The organism is Lysinibacillus sp. GJ-1 (assembly GCF_021166035.1).
Classification (GTDB): Bacteria; Bacillota; Bacilli; order Bacillales_A; family Planococcaceae; genus Lysinibacillus; species Lysinibacillus sphaericus.
The window spans coordinates 3,586,160-3,608,668 of the sequence record NZ_CP088912.1; the positions used below are offsets into that span (position 1 = coordinate 3,586,160).

General features: G+C 36.8%; 16 protein-coding genes and 2 pseudogenes. 4 read left to right on the forward strand and 14 right to left on the reverse strand.

The window, feature by feature from the left end:
* Positions 1–41: 41 nt before the first annotated feature.
* The gene (locus LO754_RS17700) at positions 42–356 is read left to right on the forward strand and encodes a hypothetical protein (RefSeq protein ID WP_231784929.1); all 315 of its coding nucleotides are present in this window, start codon (positions 42–44) and stop codon (positions 354–356) included.
* Positions 357–796: 440 nt separating this feature from the next.
* On the opposite strand, the gene LO754_RS17705 is transcribed toward LO754_RS17700, so the two are convergent.
* The 8 genes and pseudogenes from LO754_RS17705 to pepV all read right to left on the reverse strand — a co-directional run bounded on the left by LO754_RS17705 (position 797) and on the right by pepV (position 9,646).
* Entirely contained in the window at positions 797–2,023 is a 1,227-nt protein-coding gene (locus tag LO754_RS17705) for a carboxylate--amine ligase (protein ID WP_108029979.1), read from the reverse strand.
* Positions 2,024–2,122: 99 nt separating this feature from the next.
* Positions 2,123–3,151: a PTS sugar transporter subunit IIC gene (locus LO754_RS17710; RefSeq protein ID WP_024363746.1), complete on the reverse strand. Its 1,029-nt coding sequence runs from the start codon at positions 3,149–3,151 to the stop codon at positions 2,123–2,125.
* Positions 3,152–3,439: 288 nt separating this feature from the next.
* Positions 3,440–4,303, reverse strand: a complete 864-nt coding sequence (locus LO754_RS17715; RefSeq protein WP_025220337.1) for a YtnP family quorum-quenching lactonase — start codon at positions 4,301–4,303, stop codon at positions 3,440–3,442.
* A 21-nt stretch (positions 4,304–4,324) separates the two neighbouring features.
* Entirely contained in the window at positions 4,325–4,972 is a 648-nt protein-coding gene (trmB, locus tag LO754_RS17720; protein ID WP_024363744.1) for a tRNA (guanosine(46)-N7)-methyltransferase TrmB, read from the reverse strand.
* A gap of 76 nt (positions 4,973–5,048) precedes the next feature.
* Positions 5,049–6,002 carry a diacylglycerol/lipid kinase family protein gene (locus LO754_RS17725; RefSeq protein WP_231784930.1) on the reverse strand — a complete coding sequence of 318 codons (954 nt, stop codon included), beginning with the start codon at positions 6,000–6,002 and terminating at the stop codon, positions 5,049–5,051.
* 3 nt (positions 6,003–6,005) lie between these two features.
* Positions 6,006–7,013 (reverse strand): nuclease-related domain-containing protein, encoded by a 1,008-nt coding sequence (locus tag LO754_RS17730; protein WP_024363742.1) that lies wholly within the window; start codon positions 7,011–7,013, stop codon positions 6,006–6,008.
* Positions 7,014–7,222: 209 nt separating this feature from the next.
* Entirely contained in the window at positions 7,223–8,074 is an 852-nt protein-coding gene (gene dat / locus LO754_RS17735) for a D-amino-acid transaminase (protein ID WP_108029982.1), read from the reverse strand.
* A 175-nt stretch (positions 8,075–8,249) separates the two neighbouring features.
* A pseudogene (gene pepV / locus LO754_RS17740) lies at positions 8,250–9,646 on the reverse strand (dipeptidase PepV).
* Between the two features lie 358 nt (positions 9,647–10,004).
* Here pepV and LO754_RS17745 point away from each other — a divergent pair.
* A complete protein-coding gene (locus tag LO754_RS17745) occupies positions 10,005–10,226 on the forward strand; it encodes a DeoR family transcriptional regulator (RefSeq protein ID WP_025220342.1) in 222 nt (73 codons plus the stop codon).
* 140 nt (positions 10,227–10,366) lie between these two features.
* Entirely contained in the window at positions 10,367–11,530 is a 1,164-nt protein-coding gene (locus LO754_RS17750; RefSeq protein ID WP_231784931.1) for an MDR family MFS transporter, read from the forward strand.
* Between the two features lie 62 nt (positions 11,531–11,592).
* On the opposite strand, the gene LO754_RS17755 is transcribed toward LO754_RS17750, so the two are convergent.
* From LO754_RS17755 to asnB, 4 genes are all read right to left on the reverse strand, one after another.
* Positions 11,593–13,113, reverse strand: a complete 1,521-nt coding sequence (locus LO754_RS17755) for a GGDEF domain-containing protein (RefSeq protein ID WP_024363738.1) — start codon at positions 13,111–13,113, stop codon at positions 11,593–11,595.
* Positions 13,114–13,281: 168 nt separating this feature from the next.
* Complete coding sequence (locus tag LO754_RS17760) at positions 13,282–13,995, reverse strand: pseudouridine synthase (RefSeq protein WP_231784932.1); 714 nt, start codon at positions 13,993–13,995, stop codon at positions 13,282–13,284.
* 8 nt (positions 13,996–14,003) lie between these two features.
* On the reverse strand, positions 14,004–15,617 hold the full coding sequence (locus LO754_RS17765; protein ID WP_229387414.1) for a putative polysaccharide biosynthesis protein: 1,614 nt from the start codon (positions 15,615–15,617) through the stop codon (positions 14,004–14,006).
* Between the two features lie 255 nt (positions 15,618–15,872).
* Positions 15,873–17,720: an asparagine synthase (glutamine-hydrolyzing) gene (asnB, locus tag LO754_RS17770; protein ID WP_024363735.1), complete on the reverse strand. Its 1,848-nt coding sequence runs from the start codon at positions 17,718–17,720 to the stop codon at positions 15,873–15,875.
* A gap of 197 nt (positions 17,721–17,917) precedes the next feature.
* Here asnB and LO754_RS17775 point away from each other — a divergent pair.
* Positions 17,918–19,171, forward strand: a pseudogene (locus LO754_RS17775) (BaiN/RdsA family NAD(P)/FAD-dependent oxidoreductase).
* Between the two features lie 209 nt (positions 19,172–19,380).
* Here LO754_RS17775 and LO754_RS17780 read toward each other — a convergent pair.
* Both LO754_RS17780 and LO754_RS17785 read right to left on the reverse strand, forming a co-directional pair.
* Positions 19,381–20,073, reverse strand: coding sequence for an AIM24 family protein (locus tag LO754_RS17780; protein WP_024363733.1), 693 nt, complete (start codon positions 20,071–20,073; stop codon positions 19,381–19,383).
* A gap of 354 nt (positions 20,074–20,427) precedes the next feature.
* The gene (locus tag LO754_RS17785) at positions 20,428–21,699 is read right to left on the reverse strand and encodes an L-lactate MFS transporter (protein WP_024363732.1); all 1,272 of its coding nucleotides are present in this window, start codon (positions 21,697–21,699) and stop codon (positions 20,428–20,430) included.
* Between the last annotated feature and the right edge of the window lie 810 nt (positions 21,700–22,509).

The following is a 22,509-nucleotide window of genomic DNA, read 5'->3' on the forward strand; positions in this document are numbered from 1 at the left end:
CTATGCTAAAATAGAGCTATAGGAAAAGGAGGAAAAAACCCATGAAATTACGTGATTTTTTAATTGGTGTTGCAATAGGCCTCGCCGCGGCAGTCATTATTAAAGAAGCCAGTGAAAAAGTTTCTCCGTATGTGCCAGCAGGACAAGTACTTGAAAACATAAAAAAGGAATTTAAAAAAGATGCGCCAATAGACGGTTCTTGGATCTTTATGAAAACAGATAATTTCACAAATGGTTTTATGACAATTCCCGTTTATCGTGGTGGGATTTCTCGCATGCACGAGGGTGAAATGCAAACATTCGAGTTCGCTGCCGACGCTCGCTCTGGCGTTGTCGTAGAACTAATCGAAGTCTAAACATAATCTTTTACAATAGCATGTGGACATTGTGATACGTCCATATGCTATTTTCTTTATAACTACATATATGTAGTGAAGGATGAACGATGCTGCTCAAGTTGTTTTTCGTTGTTTCGCGGGTAAATCTTCTTACTCCGCGGGTATTTCTCTCGCTTTCGCGGGTAAATCTTCTTGCTCCGCGGGTATTTCTTCTCTTTTCGCGGGTAAATCACCTCACTCCGCGGGTATTCCTCGCTTTCGCGGGTAAATCTTCTTACTCCGCGGGTATTCTTCTCCCTTTCGCGGGTAAATCACCTTACTCCGCGGGTATTCCTCGCTTTCGCGGGTAAATCACCTCACTCCGCGGGTATTCCTCACCCTTCCGCGAGTAAATCACCTTACTCCGAGACAAATCAAATAAAAGGAGGTATATGTGTTATACCTCCTTTTACGTAATCTTATTCTTCTAGACCTTTATTATTAAAATACTTTTTATATTTTCGGTAATAGTTTAGATTATTTAGCGTAAGCTTTACCCATCGCTTTGGATTCATATCTTGATTGAAGTAAAGTGAATTGGTGCACTTTCCTTCACGAATCAATTTTTGCGCTTCTAGTTTAAGCTTTTCGTTTGATGCGTATTTAAATAGCACACCTTTCGGAATAATCATCCATAAATGTTTATCCTCAACATATGTTAACTGTTGCTCAATATTTAACATATGGTCATCCGCTACATATTTCATTAAGTTATGACCACTTGCGGTTACATAATAGCTTGAGCGACCGTTACGTAAATTAATTTCAAATAACTTATATTGTTTATCGCGAATATCATACTTCATATCGAAGTTAGCAAAGCCCGTATAGCCGATATCCTCTAAAAAGTGGCGCACTTGATCCATCAGCGCTTTATCATATGTCGTTACGATTGCTGCATAACTACCAATTCCTTCAGGTGAATGCTCTTCTAAAATTGGGTTACCTAGGCACATTAGCTTCACTTTCCCGTCTTTTCCTACATATGCATTTAACACGCGCATATACGAATCATCACCAGGGATGAATTCTTGAATAATCATTGTATCTTGGTAAGTAGAGCTATAAATCGCTTTTAAGATAGCCGTTTTTTCCGCTTCATCATGTGCAACGAAGACCTTTTTCTTTCCTGGGAATTTACAAGCCCAATATTCCACTGAATTGGACGCTTTTAAAATAATTGGATAGTCAAATGGTGGTGTAAAGTCTTGATAGTTTTTAGCTGTAACTGTTGTTGTACCTGGATACTTAAAGTCGTACTTCTCACACATTTTATAAAAATTTTCTTTCAATAATATTTCATCCATTAATGACTCATCAATATAAGGTACTGTAAAGTGCTCCTGTAGAGCCGGTTTGTTTTTAATAATTAGTTTTGCATAATCATCGCCACAAGCAAGTAGCAGTAATTTTTTATCAGCGTATTGTTTTGCAACTTGTGCAAGGGCTGGTGCAAATACGTCTTGTTCATTTAAACGATCGATTTCTTGGAACTCCAATATATGGCTATCCTGTGTTGCTGTTAAATGTGAACGTCCTAATACAAGTGGCTTAATGCCATATGCTTCATAAAATGCTCGGGCCATGCCGTATGCATTCATATCTGATCCTAATAATACTGGTAAAAATGGTTGCTCCGTTGCCATCGTTATTTCAACTCTCTTTTGTGTTTTAGTATAGCTTTTAGTGTATCACATTTTCCAAAATGTTCACGAAAAAAAAGCCCCCATACGGAGACTTTTCCATTATTCATAATGTACTTTGTAATCATTGGATGTAATCCATTTCAATTTCATCGAGAAGATTCGCAGTAAGATGACATTTAATATAATTGGTAAGGCGATAAATAATGTAACAGCTACAGTGATTGTATAAGGTGTCCATCCGACTAAACTTAAATATTTCAACGGTCCCACAAAACCACCTAAACCGAAACCTGCACTGTATGGGGTACCTACGATTTCAAACAGACCTGCTAATGCCCCTAATATTCCCGCAGTAATAATCATCGGAAATGCTATTTTAGGTTTCATGAAAAAATTACGCATTTGAATTTTTGCTGACGCAACATGGGCAATGGCTGTCCCAATATTATTTGCTTTATAACTGGCAATACACATTCCGACGCCAGATGCACAAACACCGAGATTTGCTGCACCTGCACCGATGCCTGATAACATAATAACTGTCGCAACACCGATTGTAGAGATTGGTGAAATGATTAAGATAGAGAAGATCATGGCAATTAGCGAGCCCATTACAACAGGTTGTAATGTCGTTAAATGCTCAATTATCAGACCAACATAGCCTGAGCCTGTACGCACATACGGTAAAATGGCATTTCCGATTAAACCAGGTACGAACATAGCAAGTGCAGGCATTAAAAGAAGTGTAAAATCTTTCAGCTTATTTCCTAAAAATTGCACAAACAGTACAGCCAAAGCTGTCGTAATCCCGATATTAATTACCACACCAATACCGGCGATGGTAATGCCTGCATCCGGATCAATTGTATAGACACCGCTACCGACAAATGCAGCTAGTCCAACGCTACATGTTTGAACAGGCGTTAATTTAAAGCAAATACCTGTCATTACACCTATTACAACTGGCAATAGACTCATAGCTAAAACCGATGTATTTAAAATAATTTCTAACTGAGGTACGTAGGGAATAATTAATTTTAATATTTCTCCAACTAATGCGTTTGGAATTAAACAAACGACAATCCCCATACTCATACCGGTTAGTACATTATTAATAAAATTTTTCATTGTAGTTCATTTCCCTTCTGACAATATAACGCTCGTTGATGTTATCTCAGTATATTAATATTAGACTAATCGGTCAATATAAAATATTCAGAATATTGTATACCAATATCGGTAAACAGCATATTCCATCCATAGTCAGAAAGTAGTCGTTTACAACTAGCTGAAAACTGCACAAAAAATATCGGTGCCAGGCACATAAACAATTACAGCAAGATAAATAAAAAAGACTACAGGCAAGCGTCAAATCTTTCGCTTGCCTATAGTCTAGTTCACATGTGTGTCCTATGATTAAAATGTTATAACCGCTTGTCTACTGCGTTCTAACTTAGCAACCATTTCCTTACCTGTTTCATTCCATTTCACCATTCGATAATACGCATCATGGTAGAAAATAAAACTGTAGCCGTTTGCTAAAGCTTCTTTCATCATTCGTTCCTTGGCAAATACACTCGTCATCGGATAATCATCATATGCTAACACCCATAAAGGATTTTGATGCGCATGCGTTGGCATAATATCGGCCATATGTATCATGACCTCACCATTTTGTGACAACTTAATGATGGCATGTCCATCACTATGACCACCTGTGTGGATCATTTCAATGCCAGGAGCTACCTCTAAAGAGCTTTCGTACGTTTCAACTAAATGCTGTACAGGCTCCCAGTTTTCTTTCCAATACGTATTTTTTGAGCGAATATTTGGCTCACGCATTTCATCCCATTCAATTTGTGTTACATAGATTTTAGCATTTGGGAATGTAGGAACTAAAACTTCACCTTCCCATTGCGTCAGACCACCCGCATGATCAAAATGTAAATGTGTCATTAAGATTGCATCGATATCAGCGGTTGTTAGACCAAGCTCTTGTAAACTATCAGCTAGCGTCGATTCCTCTGTTACGCCATAGTTTCGTAGTTGCTTTTCATTTAATTTGTTAAAACCGACACCCGTATCAATAAGGTAATTTTTTTCACCATATTGAATTAAAATAGGCTCTGTTGGTAATTCAATTTGATTGTTTTCGTTTACTGGATATTTACGTGACCAAAGTGGTTTTGGTACTACGCCAAACATTGCACCGCCATCAAGGCAAGTGACACCCCCGTTTAGCCATGATAATGTCATATTGTGAAACTTTAACTGATCCATCCTTACTCCCCCTGCTATCTATTATTTTGTAATAAATTGCGATTCTAAGCGATAAATCGGCTGACCTTTAGCAGAAAATTTCTGCTCGTATTCTGTCATAATATTATCTTCTGGCATATTTGCATGTAGGTCGAGTGATACATACTTCAGTAACATACCATATTCAGACATACTAACTAACGAATACTCGAACAGTCCACGGTTGTCCGTTTTAAAATGAACTTCCCCGTTATCCACTAGAATCGACTCATATAATTTCAAAAAACCCTCATGCGTTAAACGACGCTTTGCATGGCGTAATTTTGGCCAAGGATCTGAGAAATTCAAATACACGCGGTCTACATCATTTTTTTCAAAGAATTTATTTAAATCTGCGCCATTTACTTTTAACAAACGTAAATTCGCTGGAGATTTAGCTTCAAGAATGTTTTCTAATGCGCAAACGATGACACTATCATAAAGCTCAATACCGATATAATTAATATCTGGATTTTGCAGAGCCATTCCGGTTACAAATTGACCCTTCCCAGTACCTACTTCAATGTGTAATGGGTGATTGTTGCCAAAAACCGCTTGCCAATTCCCTTTAAAGTCTTCAGGATTTGGAATAATCACCTCTGGATGATTTGTAATCATTTCCTCTGCCCAAGGCTTATTTCGTAATCTCAATTTTCTTCCTCATTTCTTAATAGTGAAATTATTGATTTTTTATAGTATAACGTAAAAACGTCATATTCGCATGATATTATTGCGAAATGACGTTTTTTGTTTTTTCTAATTTTATACATTTCCATGCTTGCTGTTGGATTGTACAGCGCACAATTGTATCCTGTCCAATTGCACCAATGTAGTTACCATCTGTATGACAATCAACGCTCTGTGCATGTACAACAATCTCAAATTGATTACTTTGTAAAAAAGTTATTTCTCGGAATGTTGTATGCTTCTCAAAAAAAACAGTAGCAAAAACTAGTAGTAGCTTCCATCTTGCAATATTATGAACAATGGTTAATTCAATTTTGCCGTCCAATGCATTAGACATAGGTGAAATTTTCATTCCTCCACCAAAATACGGTTGATTGCTCGTTGCTACAAACCATACATTCTGAAATTGATGTGTTTGATTGTTTGCATAAACCGTTACATCGAAACAGGTAAAACGAAACATACTTCTAACTACTGCGGCAGCATAAGATAGTTTTCCTAATCCAATTTTATTAAAATAGTATTTTAGACGCGACTTATTAATATGCTTTGTGACATAGGCATCAAAGCCAAGCCCTGCATTATTGACGAATATTTCATCGTACATGGTTCCTAGTTGAATCTTTCCTATATCTATCGAACGCTCAAGCATTTCCGTTTTGACGTAAGCTTCAATTTGTGTTGCATTTTGAAATGTTGGAAAATAACGTGCAAAGTCGTTACCAGAGCCTGCACTAATAACACCAATCACAACAAAATCATTATGTACAATGCCACTAACTACCTCATGAACGGTGCCATCTCCACCAACAACAATAATTAACTTTTTTATTTGCCCGTTTTGTGCCCATTCGCTCGCAATTTCTTGACCATGCCCCTCATATTGTGTCAGAGCGACTTGATAATCAATCGTTAAATGTCGTTGTAGTCTATTCCAAACAATTTTCCCTTTGCCATTCCCTGCACGCTCATTGACAATAAATAATACATGCATCTGTTAGTCCTCAGCTTTTGAAGGTGTCTGTTGCCAAATATCACGATTAAATGAAGTCGTTTGGACGTTATTTAAAATTGTTTGTGCAGCGCGGATTTGCATATGCTTCATAGGAGATGATACATTTCTTAAAGCATGCAACCATTCATTATAATTACGACGATCCACTAATCGAACGTTAAAAGATGAGCCTGGATAATCGAAATAGCCATTGCGTGTTAAAATAACTTTGCGAATCGGCATGTCGACTTGATCTTGCTTAAATAATTGAGTTAACACAGATTCCATTCTACTTAAATTAATCATTGGATTCAGTACTTTCGAATCTTTTGTGCCCACTTTTTTCTCCCAAAAACGGTCACTTCCACCTACATACACTGCTTGATTCTCTGCCTCAAGTACAGTAATACAAATACATTCTGTAGGTGACATTAACACAACATCTAGCTCAATTGGTGCCTTTCTCACTTGCAAAATAGGATAGTAAAAAACTAAATAATTATCTGGTAATTTTTGTAGCAATGTTCGTAACAAAGAATCACGTAAAAATCGAGGATCAACATATGATTTTTCTCGCAAAGTGGAACTCGCCCACTTCATTTGGAAATGAAAAAACTGATCTATAAACATTCGCTTCAACTCATGAATAGACTGAGGTGCGTACACTATATTCGGTTCAAATGATAAAGTTGTTTCTTCTTCTGGGATCATATCTTCGTCATTTGTCAATTCGTTTGTAACGTCGATTTGCTCAATATCTTCTTGCACATCTTCTTTGTGTCGCCCTGCAAAAATCTTTTTAAAGAGTGAGAAGCGCTCTTTTTCTTCCAATACATCATTGTCTTTTTCATTCGCAGTATGCTGCCACTCGGTAATATCTTCGCCCAATTCCCATTGACGTTTAATTCGATCCCATTGGCTTTTCTTTAAACGTACAAATTGAGTTGGATATCTAGCTAAATCAATTTGATAACGTGAAATATAATCTTGTATTTTCACTAATTGTGCCATGTTTAGGTCACTCCAATCTTACTGCCCCATATCAAATTCGCCTCGTTACTAGTCGGTATCACCGTGATATCGACTAAAGGCGCTATCTTTTTTATTTTACATGACGTTTCAGGAGAATACATGCATATTTTGTTCTATAAAAAAGAGCTACCCTCCTAACTTGGCGAATAACCAAGTTTTAGGTAGCTCTTTTTAATCATTTATACAGTTTAGGCATTAATTGAAATTGGTAATTTTGCCTCAAATGCTTTTTGCAATTTACGAGTCCATTCACCAGGAACACCTGCACCAATTTGCTGACCATCCACATCGATAACCGGTGTCACTTCAGATGAAACAGAAGACACAATAATTTCATCCATTGCTAATAAATCGCCTTTTGTCATCGGCTCTTCAATCACTGGTAAATTTATTTCAGCGGCACATTTTAATATAACTTGGCGTGTAATACCATTTAAGATGTAGTTATTTGCTGGGTGCGTATAAAGTTTACCATCTTTAATACCATAGACATTAGCAGAAGAACATTCTGTGATAATATCTCCACGGTGTAAAATGGCTTCGTAGCAACCTTTTTCAGATGCTTCTTGTTTCGCAAGTACCGCGCCAAGTAAATTTAAAGATTTAATATCACAACGTAACCAACGAACATCTTCAACCAATGTCGCTTTTACGCCTTTTTCGAAATTTTCAATAGAACGTTCACCAGTTTTAACATTACCTGTTAGCACTGCTGGCACGCTTGCATCCGGGAAAATGTGGTTACGAGAAGTTGTTCCACGTGTAATTTGGAAGTAAACATGACCTGTATTTAAATTATTTTTTTCGATTAAATCATGCAATAATTTGTGTAATACATCTTTTGTATAAGGAATAACAAGGCGAATTTTTTCGGCACTAGCATAGAAACGATCGATGTGCTCTTGTGCTGTAAACATATGCCCGTTATATACTTTGATTACTTCGTAAATACCATCACCAAATTGATAACCACGGTCTTCTGGTGAAATTGTAATAGATCCTTCTTCAACGATTTGGTCATTCCATAATGAGTATGCCATGTTTATACATCCTTTTCATTTTTAAGTTATTTTCACATTTTTAAGTACAATGATTCCCACTACACAATCAAGTAAGACCAGATGCAGTAAATCAAAGTAAACTTTTCAGTGAAGTGCTTGGCGTGTGAAGCTTCGTGATCTCTTTGGCAAGAAAACATTACGCTCTTAATGACACTTACTTCCCAGCCAGTTCTGCAATGGATTCTGCATAAATAGCAGCAGCTTGTACTAATTTATCAACAATTACATATTCATCCGCACGATGCATGACATCTGGATCACCAGGGAAAAGCATGCCAAATGCCACACCTTTTTTCAAGACGCGTGCATACGTTCCACCGCCTGTTGAAAGTAAAGGTGTTTCGTTATCGCCCGTTTGTCGGCGATAAACACCAGCTAACGTTTGGATTAACGGATCATCCTCACTGACATAATGAGGTTTTGAGTTTTCTTGAATATCAAGTGAAAATCCTTTGTCTGCAGCTAATCGTTGTGCTTCTGTTATTTTGTCATCAAATGGATACGTTACAGAGTAGCGGAAACTAATAACAATGTTGCCGCCTTGCGCTGCATCATACGTTACAATACCAGGATTTAATGTTGTTTGTCCGGACATGTCATCTTCATATTGTAATGCTAGTGCATGACCATAATGATCCTGATGGAATACATCAACGATAAAATCGACAAATTGCTTACTTCCTTCAGTCGTTAACTCTTGTTGTAAAAATGCTGCAAGGTAAACAGCTGCATTGACACCTTTTTCAGGTTCCATTGCATGGGCTGCTTTTCCTTTGATAGTTATTATATAGTGAGAACCCTCCATTAATAAAGAGCCTTCTAGCTGATTTTTACTTAAAAATGTTTGAAAATTCTGTTCGAACGGTGAAGATACGAATTGAACTGTCGCTTTCGCAAAATCAGGTACCATATTTGAACGCTTTCCAGCATTAAATAGTAGTAGCTGTTCTTTCGTTGCATCCCCAATCTGCTTTTGGGACAACACAAGCGCAGCAATGCCTTTTTCGGCATTAATCAGTGGGAAATCCGCATCAGGAGCGAAACCGATTGTGGGCATTTCCTCGTTTTTAAAATAGTGGTCGACACAGCGGAAGCCTGTTTCTTCATCTGTTCCGATAATCATACGCACACGTTTGTTTAATTGAATACCTGCATCTTTTACAAGTTTCATTGCCATCCATGCAGCAACTGTTGTTATCGTCAATAGCACCGCGCGCAAATAATTTTCCATCTGCAATCGTGCCGCTAAAAGGTGGGTACGTCCAGTTTGATTCATCACCTACAGGGACAACATCTACGTGACATAAAATACCCAGTAACTCTTCACCTTTCCATTTCAATATGTCCAGCATAATTATCAACATTTTTTGTTTGTAACCCTTGTGCTTCCCCTTTCGCTAACAACCATTCCAATGCCTTTAACGGTCCTTCACCAAAAGGCACATCCGCAGTTATTGTTTTTTCATCCAGTACACTATTAATTTGCACAAGCTCTTGCAACTCTTGAATTAATTCATCTTGTCTTTCTTTTGCAACCTGTAACCAATCCATCCTATGTACCTCCTCCATTTTATAATAAGATTATTCTACTCTTTACTAAAAAAAATTCAATCATCTTTCTAACTATCATTTTCTTATCTTTCCTTTACACTACCACATATAGCATCTTTTTCACTAATCTCCACAAAATACAGCGCAAACTTTATGAATTAATTGTAAATTTCCACGCCATTCACTAGAAAATCACATCATTATTCTATATAATAGAGTTATCAGAATTATTTGTTCTGAACATAAAATTAGAAAAGGGGATGTCTAAGGCAGCTACTTAATAGCCTCAGTGCACTCCGCACATATTGTCGTCCGCTAGTCTTTGCCAAGTGAATTAAGATGAAGGAGTGGTTCATTTATGAAACCAACTACTGATCGAATGCTTAATCGTATTAAAGATGTGTACATGTTTATTTTAGACAAAGGAACCGTGTCTACACAGGATTTAGTCGAAGAGTTTAGCATCACTCCTCGCACCGTTCAAAGAGATTTGAACGTGTTAGCCTTTAACGATTTGGTGATGAGTCCAAGTCGAGGCAAATGGACAACGACGAGTAAAAAAGTAAAATTGACGTCTTAGTTTTTGCGCACTTTGCGTAAAGCATTTTTGTATGGAAAAAGAATGACCTTTCGTCGGGGTCATTCTTTTTTTCTATTTACAAAGCACTTTATTATCCGTTACACTCGAAACATTCTACATGTTGAGAGGAGGATAATTCTATGAAACTTCCCAAAATGTTTCATCCACTTGTTTGGATTATTTTAGGTGGAACGATTTTCACACGCGTTGCAAGCTTTATGGCAATGCCTTTTTTAGCTATCTATTTACATAACGAAATTGATGCCTCCCCTTTACAAATAGGATTAACCATTGGTATCGCGCCACTTATTTCTACAGTAGGTGGATTTTTCGGCGGTTACTTAACAGATCGCTTTGGTCGAAAAAGTATTATTTTACTTACGATCCTCGTATGGAGTATTGTGTTCTTTGGTTTTGCAACAGCGCATACAATTTGGTTTTTCGTCATTCTAAATGCATTGAACGGGTTATGTCGCTCCTTCTTTGAACCTTCTACACAGGCTTTAATGATTGACTTTACTCCTGCTGATAAACGAAAACGATTGTTTTCATTGCGTTACACAGCCATTAATATTGCCGCAGTCATAGGACCACTTATTGGTGTATATATTGCGACATTATCTAGTCCTAGCGTGCCGTTTATGTTGACAGGCGCTATGTACATTGTTTATGCCATATTTTTATTTTTCGTGTTGAATCGTTACAAAATGCAACAGCAAAAGGCGATGGTTCATACAAAAGTGCTACAAACCTTTACAATTCTTTTAACAAACCGTGTACTGCTAAGCTTTATTTTCGGCGCAATCTTAATAAATATTGGCTACTCGCAATTCGACTCAACACTTCCTCAGCTTATTGAGCTCAAAATTGAAGATGGAGCCAAGCTCTATTCGCTACTGATTTCGTTAAATGCTGCGGTTGTACTTTTACTGCAATTACCGATTAGTATTTTTTCAGAGCGCTTCACATCAACAACAATACTGCTTATCGGTATTTTATTCTTTGCTGTTGGGCTTATATTATTTGGCGTATCTACAAACTATCCGTTGTTTATTTGTGCAATGGTTCTTTTTACAATTGGTGAAATATTTACTTTCCCAACAATGAATGTCATGATTGATGAAATTGCGCCAGAGACCCAAAAAGCTACATATTTAGGTGCGTCACAATTTAAAAATTTAGGCGGTTTTATTGGTCCTATTATAGGTGGCTGGCTGTTAACACATTATATTGATACAATGTTTATCGTCATTGCTGCCCTTGTTTTATGTAGTTCCCTATTTTATCGACCCAAAACACAATAAAGAAGCACGAGACAAGTAGGCTACCTACTGGACTCGTGCTTTTACTTATAACCGTTGTAAAACTACGTTGATTGATTGTATTTTTCTTCTGTTGAAGCTACTTCATGATAACTAGAATATTGGTCCTTACCTGCTTTTTTCGACTGATATAAAGCCTTATCTGCTCGTTCAAATAAACTTAACTCGGATTCATTTGACTTTTCACAAATTACGCCACCCATACTAACAGAAATAACCGACCATTTATGATTCTCTACATTTTTTAATCTACGGATTTTCTCCAAAATCGCACTTGCTACTTGTACCATATGTTCATTGTTCGTATCATATAGGACAATTGCAAATTCATCTCCACCAAATCTTACAACGAAACCTTCTGTTCTTACGACGTCTTTTAAAATTTTAGCTGTTTCAATAAGAATCCTATCTCCTTCAGCATGTCCAAATCGATCATTTACTTGCTTAAAGTTATCTAAATCTATTAATAATAAACCAGGCGTATTGGCTTTTCTTTTTTTCAATAATTTATCCATTTTGCTAATGTATGTAGCACGATTATATACATTTGTTAGTGGATCATAGGTTGCAAGATGTATCGTTTTAGAAAATAGCCTATTAATAACAACTAACATAATTAACGCTGTTACTAATGCAATCATTAAAACATACCAAAACTGTTTTGTGTTATTGGCAAGTGCAGTTAACTCTGTACGATTGCCATATTTAACATAGACTACCCGTTTTGTTGAGGCACCACGCACCGTCTCTGCTTCGTACGGTAAAAAACGATAGGTTTCAATATAGCCATCGTCTAATATTTGCTGATATTCAGCAGGCTTCATCGTTTGTAGTGCAGTCTTAAAATGATCCTGGAATTTTTTTGTTTGATTTTTCACAGTTACCCGAGTGGATTCGGTGTCCGAGAAAAAAACACCGTTTGCACTAATCGTTCGAACATCCAGTAAGTCATTATACTTTTCAACTAAATACGCAGCGGTTTTTCCAAAGTTAAATGTTTGAAAGACAGGGACTTCATTTAATTCCAAACCGAGCTCTAATAAGTATTTTTTATCAGGCGTTGCTAAATAACTAAATTTACGGTACTCACCAGTAGTGGTCGAAATATCTATCCCATCTGTAAATAATTGCCCACTCTCTCTACGTTCATCCAATAATGCCGAAAAATTTTTACAGCAAAGCGAAAAATTTAGACCTAAATCTTTTGGAAATGTAGTATAAATTACCGTATTTGTTTGATCCAATATGTATATATCCATACCATGTTGACTTTTCATTTGTTGTAAGTTCCAAGTGTCTATTTTTGGATTTTGCTTATAATAAGTAGCTAATGCTCTTAACTCTTTTTCCATCTGATCCGAAATGTTTTTATCAAAATAAAAGTGCGCATTATCTACAGTTTGCATATCTGCAAGAATATGATTTTCAATTAATGTTCGATTACGAGCTTCTTGTGTTTCAATATTTGTCACAAGAATTTGTCTGTTGACATAAGAAATTACAGCAACAAGTATTAATGCAAAGGCAATTAAAGATATTAATAATTTAATCCGTAGTTTTTTCATTAACATGTCCTCTACTCATCTTCACTATCTTTTTTTGAACAAAAAATATTTCCGGTACGTCAAGCCTCTCCCACGTTATTTTATTGATATATCATATTATACAGTTAATGGGACAAACATGTATAAAAAAAATCCTCGATACTAAAAGTATAGCATCGAGGATTTTCTTTACTCTCTATTTTGTAAGCCTGCTAATTCTTCTGGCGTTAACTCGCGATATTCACCTAATGCTAAGTTTTCATCAAGTTGTAAGCTCCCCATAGAAAGGCGTTTTAAGTAGATGACACGTTTACCTACTGCTTCAAACATCCGTTTTACCTGATGGAATTTACCTTCTTGAATCGTCAATTCAATTTCTGATTGCGGAGCAGATTTCAGAATAACAAGCTTGCCTGGCTTTGTTACGTAGCCATCATCTAGTTCGACACCACGCGCAAATTGTTCTCCATCATCTTGCGTAACAATCCCCTCTATTTTAGCATAGTACACCTTAGGTACATGCTTCTTTGGAGAAAGTAAGTTATGAGCCAAAACACCATCATTCGTTAATAGTAACAAGCCCTCTGTATCTTTATCTAAACGACCGACTGGGAATGGTTGAAAATGTTGATGTAGTGGGTCTAATAAGTCAATGACAGTTTCATCTCGTAAATCTTCTGTGGCAGAAATAACACCTGGTGGCTTATTCATCATGTAATACACAAACTCTGTATATACAACACGTTCACCGAATACGACAACACTTTGCTGTTCTGGATCAACATGCATTGCCGCATCTTTTACATACGTGCCATCAACAGAAAAGGCCTTTTGTTTTAGGAGTTGCTTAACTTCCTTTCGTGAGCCATAGCCCATATTGGCTAATAATTTATCTAAACGCATTGTTCCTCCTATTTAAACCCTAATTTACTTGTAATTCGTGTTATGCGCTCACCAAGTAGTTTTTGTGCTAAACCTAAGCGTAACGACAAATAGCCATAAACAGCAGCACCCACTGCTGCACAAATAACAGAATAGACAAGCGCCGAGAATTTACCATCCACTGGACCCATTACAAGTTCTAATAGCTTGTGAACGATTAAAACGCTGACAGCCATTGCAGCTGTTAAAAGTGAAATAAGCATAACACGACGTATAACCATTTCTGATTTATAATTAAGCGTTTTTCGAAGCACTAGCAAATTAATAATAATTGATACACTATAACCAATCGCTGTTGCTAAAATAGCTCCGTCCGCTTCTAGCCAACGAATAAACGTTATGTTAAGGGCTAGCTTTACTAAAATACCTGATAGTAGACTGAAGACAATCCACTTTTGGAAGTCAATACCTTGTAGCAGCGCGGCAGTAACTTGGAACAACGCAAATAAAATTGCCACTGGTGCATAATGAGCTAAAATCGTTGCACCCATTTCGCTTTCAGAGTAAAGCATAAAGTAAATTTCATTCGCTAATAATGAAATGCCCACAACTGCTGGTAATGTAATGAAAATTAAAATTTGATACGTTTTATCCATCGCATGACGTAACGATAAATACTCACCTTGTGTAAAATATTTTGTTATCGTTGGTACTAACGCCATTGAAAAACTTGTTGCTAACATAACTGGAATAATGACTACTTTATGTGTTGTAAAGTTAATCATCGATAAATATTCATCTGTTACTTTGGCTAAACCAATGGAACTCATAGCGCCATTAAATGTTAACATATCCACTAATTGAAATAATGGATTAGCCACCCCTACAAATACCATCGGAATGGAATACGTTATCACTTCTTTATAAATATCCGACATTGGTAGCTGGGTAGACGTAATACTTTGACTACGTAATAAATTAAATTCAGGTTGATATTTTTTCCAGTAGTAATAGAGCACCATTAAACCACCAATTGCCCCGATAAATGCTGCAAATACCGCAAAAGACACTGCTGTTTCAGGTTTACCCTTAAAAACAACAACCACTAAGAAAGAACCACCTAATAAAACAACAATTCGGACAATTTGTTCCACCAACTGCGAAACTGCTGTTGGTTCCATTTTGTCATAGCCTTGAAAAAAGCCACGCCATAAACTCATAAATGGGACAACAATAAGCGCAAAGCTTACCCAACGAATTACAGAAGCAATTTGCTCGACAGTAAATTTCTGTTCATCGCTTTTAATAACAAGTTCACCAATCGGTGTTGCCAATATAAAAAGAGCAGCAAAGGACACCATACCCGTTATCATCATAATAAGGATGCCCGACTTCATCAGCTTGCGTCCTGATTGATAGTCTCCTAATGCATTATATTTAGAAACAAATTTCGATACAGCAATCGGTGCACCTGAAATGGCTATTGCGAGCATGATTGAGTAAGGAATATATGCATATTGATACAGCGCAATATTTTCCTGCCCAACAATCGCATAAAAGGGAAAAATATAAATTAATCCAAGCACCTTAGATAAAAACATCCCTAATGTTAATATCGCAGTACCTTTCATTAAATTGGACATCGTATCCATCCATTCATTAGTAAAATCAAGCTTTTTATAAGTGATGTAACAGCATCACTTTTCAAACATTAAAACAAGTAAACCAACTGTTATCTTAACATATTTACAAGAGAACAGATGTAAAAAACACTGAAAAGTTTTTGAAATCCTCAATTCTCCGTATATTAGAACAAATTGATATTCATTGTCTAGTATATTTCCAAAAAAATAGCGGTTCAAAAAATCTACTAGATTCTTTGAACTGCTACTTCTGTGTTACATATCAACAAAGAATTGTTTATACCATACTAAGAACACATACGCTGTCCAAATATAGCGACCACGATTAGCTTTGCCTTCATAATGTTCATCTAAATAACCAACTAGTTGCTTCGTATCGAAAAATTCGTTGGCAAAGTCAGTTGTAAACATGTCCTTCACCATATTATAGTACTTTTCTTCACGCAACCAGTGGCGAATTGGCACTGGGAAGCCAAGCTTCGGACGCTTTGCCCACTCTTCTGGTAATTCCTGATGTGCCGCTTGACGAAGGACATATTTCGTATCAATATCATTGACACGATATCTTGATGGAATATTTTTAGCTAGCTCCATTACTTCTTTGTCTAAAAATGGTACACGTAATTCGATAGAGTGCGCCATACTCATTTTATCTGCCTTTAACAAAATATCTCCAGGCATCCATAAATTCAAATCTAAATACTGCATTTTCGTAACATCATCATCACCAGGTACTTCATCATAAATACGTTTCGTAATTGTTTGAACAGATGGTCCGTTTTTGTATGCTGGTTTTAAGACATTTAATGCGTCATCTTCATCCCATACAACCGCTTCACCAATAAAGCGTTCCTCTACCGTTTGCCCGCCTTTTACTAAGAAATGCGTATATTGGTTTTTAGGTAATGCTTCTGCTATACCTCGTAATGCTTTACGTAGACCAAATGGTACTTTCTCGTATTTTTTCATTCGACCAGAGTTTTGGTACCACGAATAGCCTCCAAAAATCTCATCCGCACCTTCACCAGAAAGTACTACTGTTACATCCTTCGCCGCTAGCTCCGATAGGAAGTAAAGCGGTACAGAAGATGGGTTCGACTGTGGCTCATCCATATGCCATTGAATTTTCGGTAAAGCTTCAAAACACTCATCCGCTGTAATATATTTACGCTCGTTTTGAATATTTAATGTATCCGATAAATCCTTTGCTAAGTTTGTCTCATTGAACATATCTTCATAGTCAGAAAAACCAACAGAGAATGATTTATCAGGACGTAGCAATGATGTAATATAACTAGAATCAATACCGCCAGACAGGAAAGAACCAACCTTTACATCACTAATTTGGTGGGCATCTACTGACTCTTTTACTGTTGAACGAATATCTTCCACATATTTTTCAATCGGCGCTTCTTTCGCATGGAATTTTTTATCCCAATATTGGACAATTTGTTTTTGTCCATTTTTAATGACCATATAGTGCGCTGGTGGTAATTTAAATACACCTTTAAAGAATGTTTCGTCCATTGAAGAATATTGGAACGTTAAATAAGGACGTAATGCATTTTTGTTTAATTCTTTAATGAATGCTGGATGAGGCAAGAAAGATTTAATTTCTGACCCAAAAATAAATGTTCCATCCGTTGTGTTTTCAGTGTAGTACAAAGGCTTAATACCAAAGCCATCACGCGCGATAAATTGTAAATCATTCTTTTTGTCCCAAATACAGAATGCGAACATACCGCGAAGCTGTTTGACAAATTCTACACCATACTGCAGATAGCCGAAAATTAACACTTCACTATCCGATTTCGTTTTAAATGTATGACCCTTTTCTTGTAGGTCCTTACGCAACTCTTGGAAATTATATATCTCCCCATTGAAAACAAGCACAATGTTGCCATCTGGGCTATAAAGAGGTTGATTTGCCACGTCTGATAAGTCAATAATGCTTAAACGACGGAAACCTAACGTTACTTTATCGTCACTATGAATACCACCACTATCTGGCCCACGGTGAATAATTGTATTCATCATATTTTCAATTGTTTGGTGATGATCAATCACATTTGTTCCATTAATATAGCCAATAAATCCGCACATCTATTTTTCACCTCATAATTTAGTGCATAACCTCTATCATCATAGCACGAAAAGCCGTTCATTTCATGCTGTCATTATAGATAAAAAATTATAAAGCACTTTATTATAATTTTCAATGTAAACTAGCCGCCCTCTATATAGACTTCATGTATAATAGGAAAAGTTCCTAATAATGAAAAGAAAGTGAGTTCACATATATGTATGATGTAATCGTTATCGGTGGTGGCCCCTCTGGATTAATGGCCGCCATCGCAGCTGGAGAACGAAAAAAGAAAGTTTTACTTCTCGAAAAAGGGACAAAGCTTGGGAAAAAGCTTGCAATCTCTGGTGGTGGTCGATGTAACGTAACAAACAGACTACCTGTTGAAGAAATTGTTAAACATATTCCTGGCAACGGTCGTTTTTTATATAGCCCCTTTACTGTTTACAACAATGAGGATATTATTGCCTTTTTCGAAGGTCTAGGTGTTGCATTAAAAGAAGAAGACCATGGTCGTATGTTCCCTATGTCCAACCGAGCGCAAGATGTAGTCGATGCATTAATTCGTCAATTGCAACGACTACATGTTGAAGTAAGGTTAAATACACCCGTTAACAAGTTATTGATGGATGATGAAAAGATTCTTGGTGTGCGCTTAGAAGATGGAACAGAAGTACGCTGTAATGCTGTTATTGTAGCAGTTGGAGGCAAGGCAGTGCCACAAACAGGTTCAACAGGTGATGGCTACCCTTGAGCCGAGCGTGCTGGACATAATGTGACAACACTCTTTCCAACAGAAGTGCCCGTTTTATCAAAAGAGGAGTTTATTCAAACGAGAGAGCTACAAGGACTAGCATTACGAGATGTCGCGGTATCCGTTCTCAATAAAAAAGGTAAACCACTAATAACACATCAAATGGACATGCTCTTTACGCATTTCGGATTAAGCGGCCCTGCTGTATTACGCTGTAGTCAGTTTGTCGTCAAGGAGTTAATGAAAACGGGTTATGAACCTGTCACAATGCGTATCCAAACGCTTGTAGATTTCAATGAGGAAACATGTCTGCAATATTTAAATAAGCTTATAAAAGAAGAACCTAAAAAAGCAGTGAAAAATGTTTGGAAAGGCGTCGCACCAGAACGCTGGCTGCTATTTTTATGTGACCGTGCAAATATTGATGTTCAAATGACTGGCATTGAATTATCGCAAGAAAAAATTCGCGCGCTAGCACATTTACTAGTCAATTTCACAATGACGGTTAGCGGTACGCAATCACTCGACAAAGCATTCGTTACAGGTGGAGGCGTTTCTGTGAAAGAAATCGAACCAAAAACGATGGCGTCTAAGAAAAAGGCTGGTTTGTTTTTCTGCGGAGAAATATTAGATATTCATGGTTACACAGGTGGCTATAATATTACGTCTGCACTTGTGACAGGACGAATTGCAGGAATGAACGCCGCATTCGAATGACCCGATTCACTTTGAACAACTTAGAATAGACGAGTTGATAGTAGCAATGGTAGGACTTTTGTGGGAACAGCACACAAAGTAAGCCGCGCGTTAGCGAGAGTTGCTAAGCGGAAAGCACCGCCGAAGCGGACATCAACGGGGCATAACAAAAAAGTGTTAGATTGATAGCAGTCAATCTAACACTTTTGCATTTTTGTCCCTACTTTATTTTAACTTTCGTTAGACAAATAAACCTCTTCATACGGTTGGATAATGACAAACCCTTCGCCGGAGAAAGCCATTTGAATCGATTCACCGCTGCCACGTCCAATAAATGTACGGAAGCTAATGTCTGTTTTAAATTCAGGTGTTAAATTACCTGACCATGCAACTGTAGCATGAGGATCTGTATAAACCGTTTCACCAGGCTTCACCAATAACGTCAACGGCTCAAAATGTGTTGTAATAGCTACTTTACCGCTTCCTTGTAGCGTTACATTAAACAGTCCGCCAGACATAATACCAGCCATTTTACGCATTAATTGAATGTCCCAATTAATACTTGGTTCAAATGCCAGCAAGTCATTCCCGTTGACACAAATACTTTCATCCTTTAAATCAAAAATAGTCACTTTTTTCCCTTGATCAGCTAAATAGAGACGCCCTTTTCCTTTTGCTTTCATAAGTTGCGTCCCTTCGCCTGTTAATGCTTTTTTAAACATTTTGGAAAGGCCATGCTCTAAAACACGTTCCCGCTCAAACTTAATGTCGCCTATGTATGAAATCATAGCCCCCATTTTTGACCAGACTTCACCATCTAAATTAACCTCTAATACACGCTCTGTTTCTAACTCAAAATATTCGTTCTCATAATCATCTTGTTGCGTTTTCTTAATGAATTCATTTAATGAATACTTTCCCATATCGTCCGCCTCCTTTATACCCTTATATACGTTAATTGCCATGAAAAGATTCACCATTCTTTGTCACAGTCCACCACTACAGACATATAGCACTTTATATACTATTATTTTGATTATTTTTATAGTAAATTGCTGTCACTTATAAATAGAATAACGTTGCAAAATTTCTCTTTTAGTAGCAAAATCACTTTATTTACCATAATCTTATTGACATCAAACATGAGCTGTTATATGTTAGACGAAGATTAATCAAGTGTTGTATAACAATTGCTACAAATAAAAAACCGCATTAGCGTCATATGCGAAATGACACTAATACGGCTATACTTTTCAAGTGCGAATTGAAAGTAAAAATTATCGTGTAGCGGAGACGTCTCCAACCTTTTGCTCTGCTGTTTTTAACGCAGTTTGTTTACGCACATCTGCACGTAGCGTTAACGAAATAATTAAGGAAATGGCAATTAAACCTGCAAATACATAGAATACAGGAATGTAACTATCATAAGCATTTTTAATAGCGCTCACTAGAAGTGGACCAAAAACGCCACCTAAAGACCAAGTTGTTAGTAAATAACCGTGGATAACACCAAGTTGCTTCGTACCAAATAGATCACTTGCGAATGCAGGTAAGTTTGAGAAACCGCCACCATAACAACTAACTACTAAGAAAATAAGTGCTTGGAAAATAATAACGTTTGTCGTATGTGGCAATACGATAAATGTAATAAGTTGTGCTGTAAAGAATATTACAAAGACGTTTGAACGACCAATATAATCTGACACAGCAGCCCAAATTAAGCGACCACCACCATTGAATAATCCCATAACGCCTACCATTGCTGCAGCACCTGCAACTGATAAACCTACAATTTCCTGCGCCATCGGAGATGCAACAGAAATCATCATAATACCCGCAGTTACATTGACTAAATGCATGGACCATAACATCCAGAAATGCTTTGTTTTCACAGCTTCACGAGCTGACATTACTGCTAAATCTTTTTTCACTACATCCTTGCCTTTTTCTGCTGCCGCTTTCATATTCGCAGGCATAAAACCTGGTTTTGGCGGCGCTATATAAGAAGCCCCTAAAATCATTAACGTGAAGTAACTTGCCCCTAAAATAAAGTAAGTTGTAGAAATTCCGACTGCTTCCATTAAGTTTGCTGCTACCGGTGCAGTAATTAATGCTCCCGATCCAAATCCTAATACAGCCATACCTGTAGCTAAACCGCGACGGTCTGGGAACCATTTTACTAATGTAGAGACAGGTGCGATATAACCAATCCCCATACCTAAACCACTAAGTAAGCCGTAAGTTAACCAGTATAAAGTGACAGAATCCATAGAGATTGCCACACCTGCACCAGCTTGTCCTGCTCCAAACAGCACTGCTGCTACCATAGCCGATTTACGCGGACCCATTTTTTCTACTAAACTACCAAATAGCGCTGCTGAAAAACCAGCAAGCCCCATCATTATTGTAAAGGCTATCGTAACCTTCGTTTCACTCCATCCCATTTCTGTGACAATCGGCAGCTTGTATACACTGTATGCATAGGCTCCACCAATGGAAAGGTGAATAGCGATTGCAGATAATGCAATTAACCATCTATTTTTATTCATAAATTCTCATTTCTCCCCTCTTTTGCTACCTGTGAAAATTCTATGAACGTCCATGTAAAACAATTTACCACTTATAATTATTCGAATGCAAGATGTTTTTCTAAAAAATATTATTTCTCCAAAAAGTTTTCGACTAGTCAATGCATATCAAAAACATCGAAATCCTTACAGTCCCTAAGAAAAAAGGCGTTTATCAAACAATTTCACCAACATATTTTAGCTATTATTATTTTTCTACCGTACTTATTTACGCTAAATAAATTATTTTAAAATAGCTAAATTTGTGCATATTTTCACATATTAAGCCATGTATTCTCCTACGCTGCCACTAGATTCAAAACCACTAGACGTAAAGGGTTAGAAAATACAAATAATTGATAGACAGAAATATTAAGAACAAAAGAGAATTTTAAAACCTTATCGAAGCAAATTTTCTTTGCGCAAAAGAAATCAAGCTATCACAACATATGTAAACTCCTCCAGTAAGCATTTAAAATGTAAATTAATTTACACAAACGATTTGTATAACGACCTTTTCAAGATAAATTACCTATTATTTTTTATTATTCAAATATAAATTTTTTGATTTACCGAAAACACGTTACAAATAATAGAACAACAAAACCTTCATAGCACTTCCCACTTTTTTCATTTTTTCTCAGAGAACGTATATGTAAATTGTTATAGTACACCATTGAAATGAATACTTTTAAGCTGAATTGTATTACAACAAGCTATTCTTTTATGTTACTTTATTATAGAATGATAGTCCTAGTTCTAGTTAGAAAAATAGGTGTGCTACTCTACATA

Coding starts and splice junctions, on each gene's coding strand:
- asnB (WP_024363735.1), bottom strand. CDS start 17,720: ATGTGCGGATTTATTGGCTATATTAATGGAACAAATGTGATTGATCAT.
- LO754_RS17745 (WP_025220342.1), top strand. CDS start 10,005: ATGAAACCAACTACTGATCGAATGCTTAATCGTATTAAAGATGTGTAC.
- LO754_RS17715 (WP_025220337.1), bottom strand. CDS start 4,303: ATGGATCAGTTAAAGTTTCACAATATGACATTATCATGGCTAAACGGG.
- dat (WP_108029982.1), bottom strand. CDS start 8,074: ATGGCATACTCATTATGGAATGACCAAATCGTTGAAGAAGGATCTATT.
- LO754_RS17725 (WP_231784930.1), bottom strand. CDS start 6,002: ATGCATGTATTATTTATTGTCAATGAGCGTGCAGGGAATGGCAAAGGG.
- LO754_RS17765 (WP_229387414.1), bottom strand. CDS start 15,617: ATGTCCAATTTAATGAAAGGTACTGCGATATTAACATTAGGGATGTTT.
- LO754_RS17755 (WP_024363738.1), bottom strand. CDS start 13,113: ATGAAAAAACTACGGATTAAATTATTAATATCTTTAATTGCCTTTGCA.
- LO754_RS17750 (WP_231784931.1), top strand. CDS start 10,367: ATGAAACTTCCCAAAATGTTTCATCCACTTGTTTGGATTATTTTAGGT.
- LO754_RS17780 (WP_024363733.1), bottom strand. CDS start 20,073: ATGGGAAAGTATTCATTAAATGAATTCATTAAGAAAACGCAACAAGAT.
- LO754_RS17710 (WP_024363746.1), bottom strand. CDS start 3,151: ATGAAAAATTTTATTAATAATGTACTAACCGGTATGAGTATGGGGATT.
- LO754_RS17785 (WP_024363732.1), bottom strand. CDS start 21,699: ATGAATAAAAATAGATGGTTAATTGCATTATCTGCAATCGCTATTCAC.
- LO754_RS17705 (WP_108029979.1), bottom strand. CDS start 2,023: ATGGCAACGGAGCAACCATTTTTACCAGTATTATTAGGATCAGATATG.
- LO754_RS17760 (WP_231784932.1), bottom strand. CDS start 13,995: ATGCGTTTAGATAAATTATTAGCCAATATGGGCTATGGCTCACGAAAG.
- LO754_RS17700 (WP_231784929.1), top strand. CDS start 42: ATGAAATTACGTGATTTTTTAATTGGTGTTGCAATAGGCCTCGCCGCG.
- LO754_RS17730 (WP_024363742.1), bottom strand. CDS start 7,013: ATGGCACAATTAGTGAAAATACAAGATTATATTTCACGTTATCAAATT.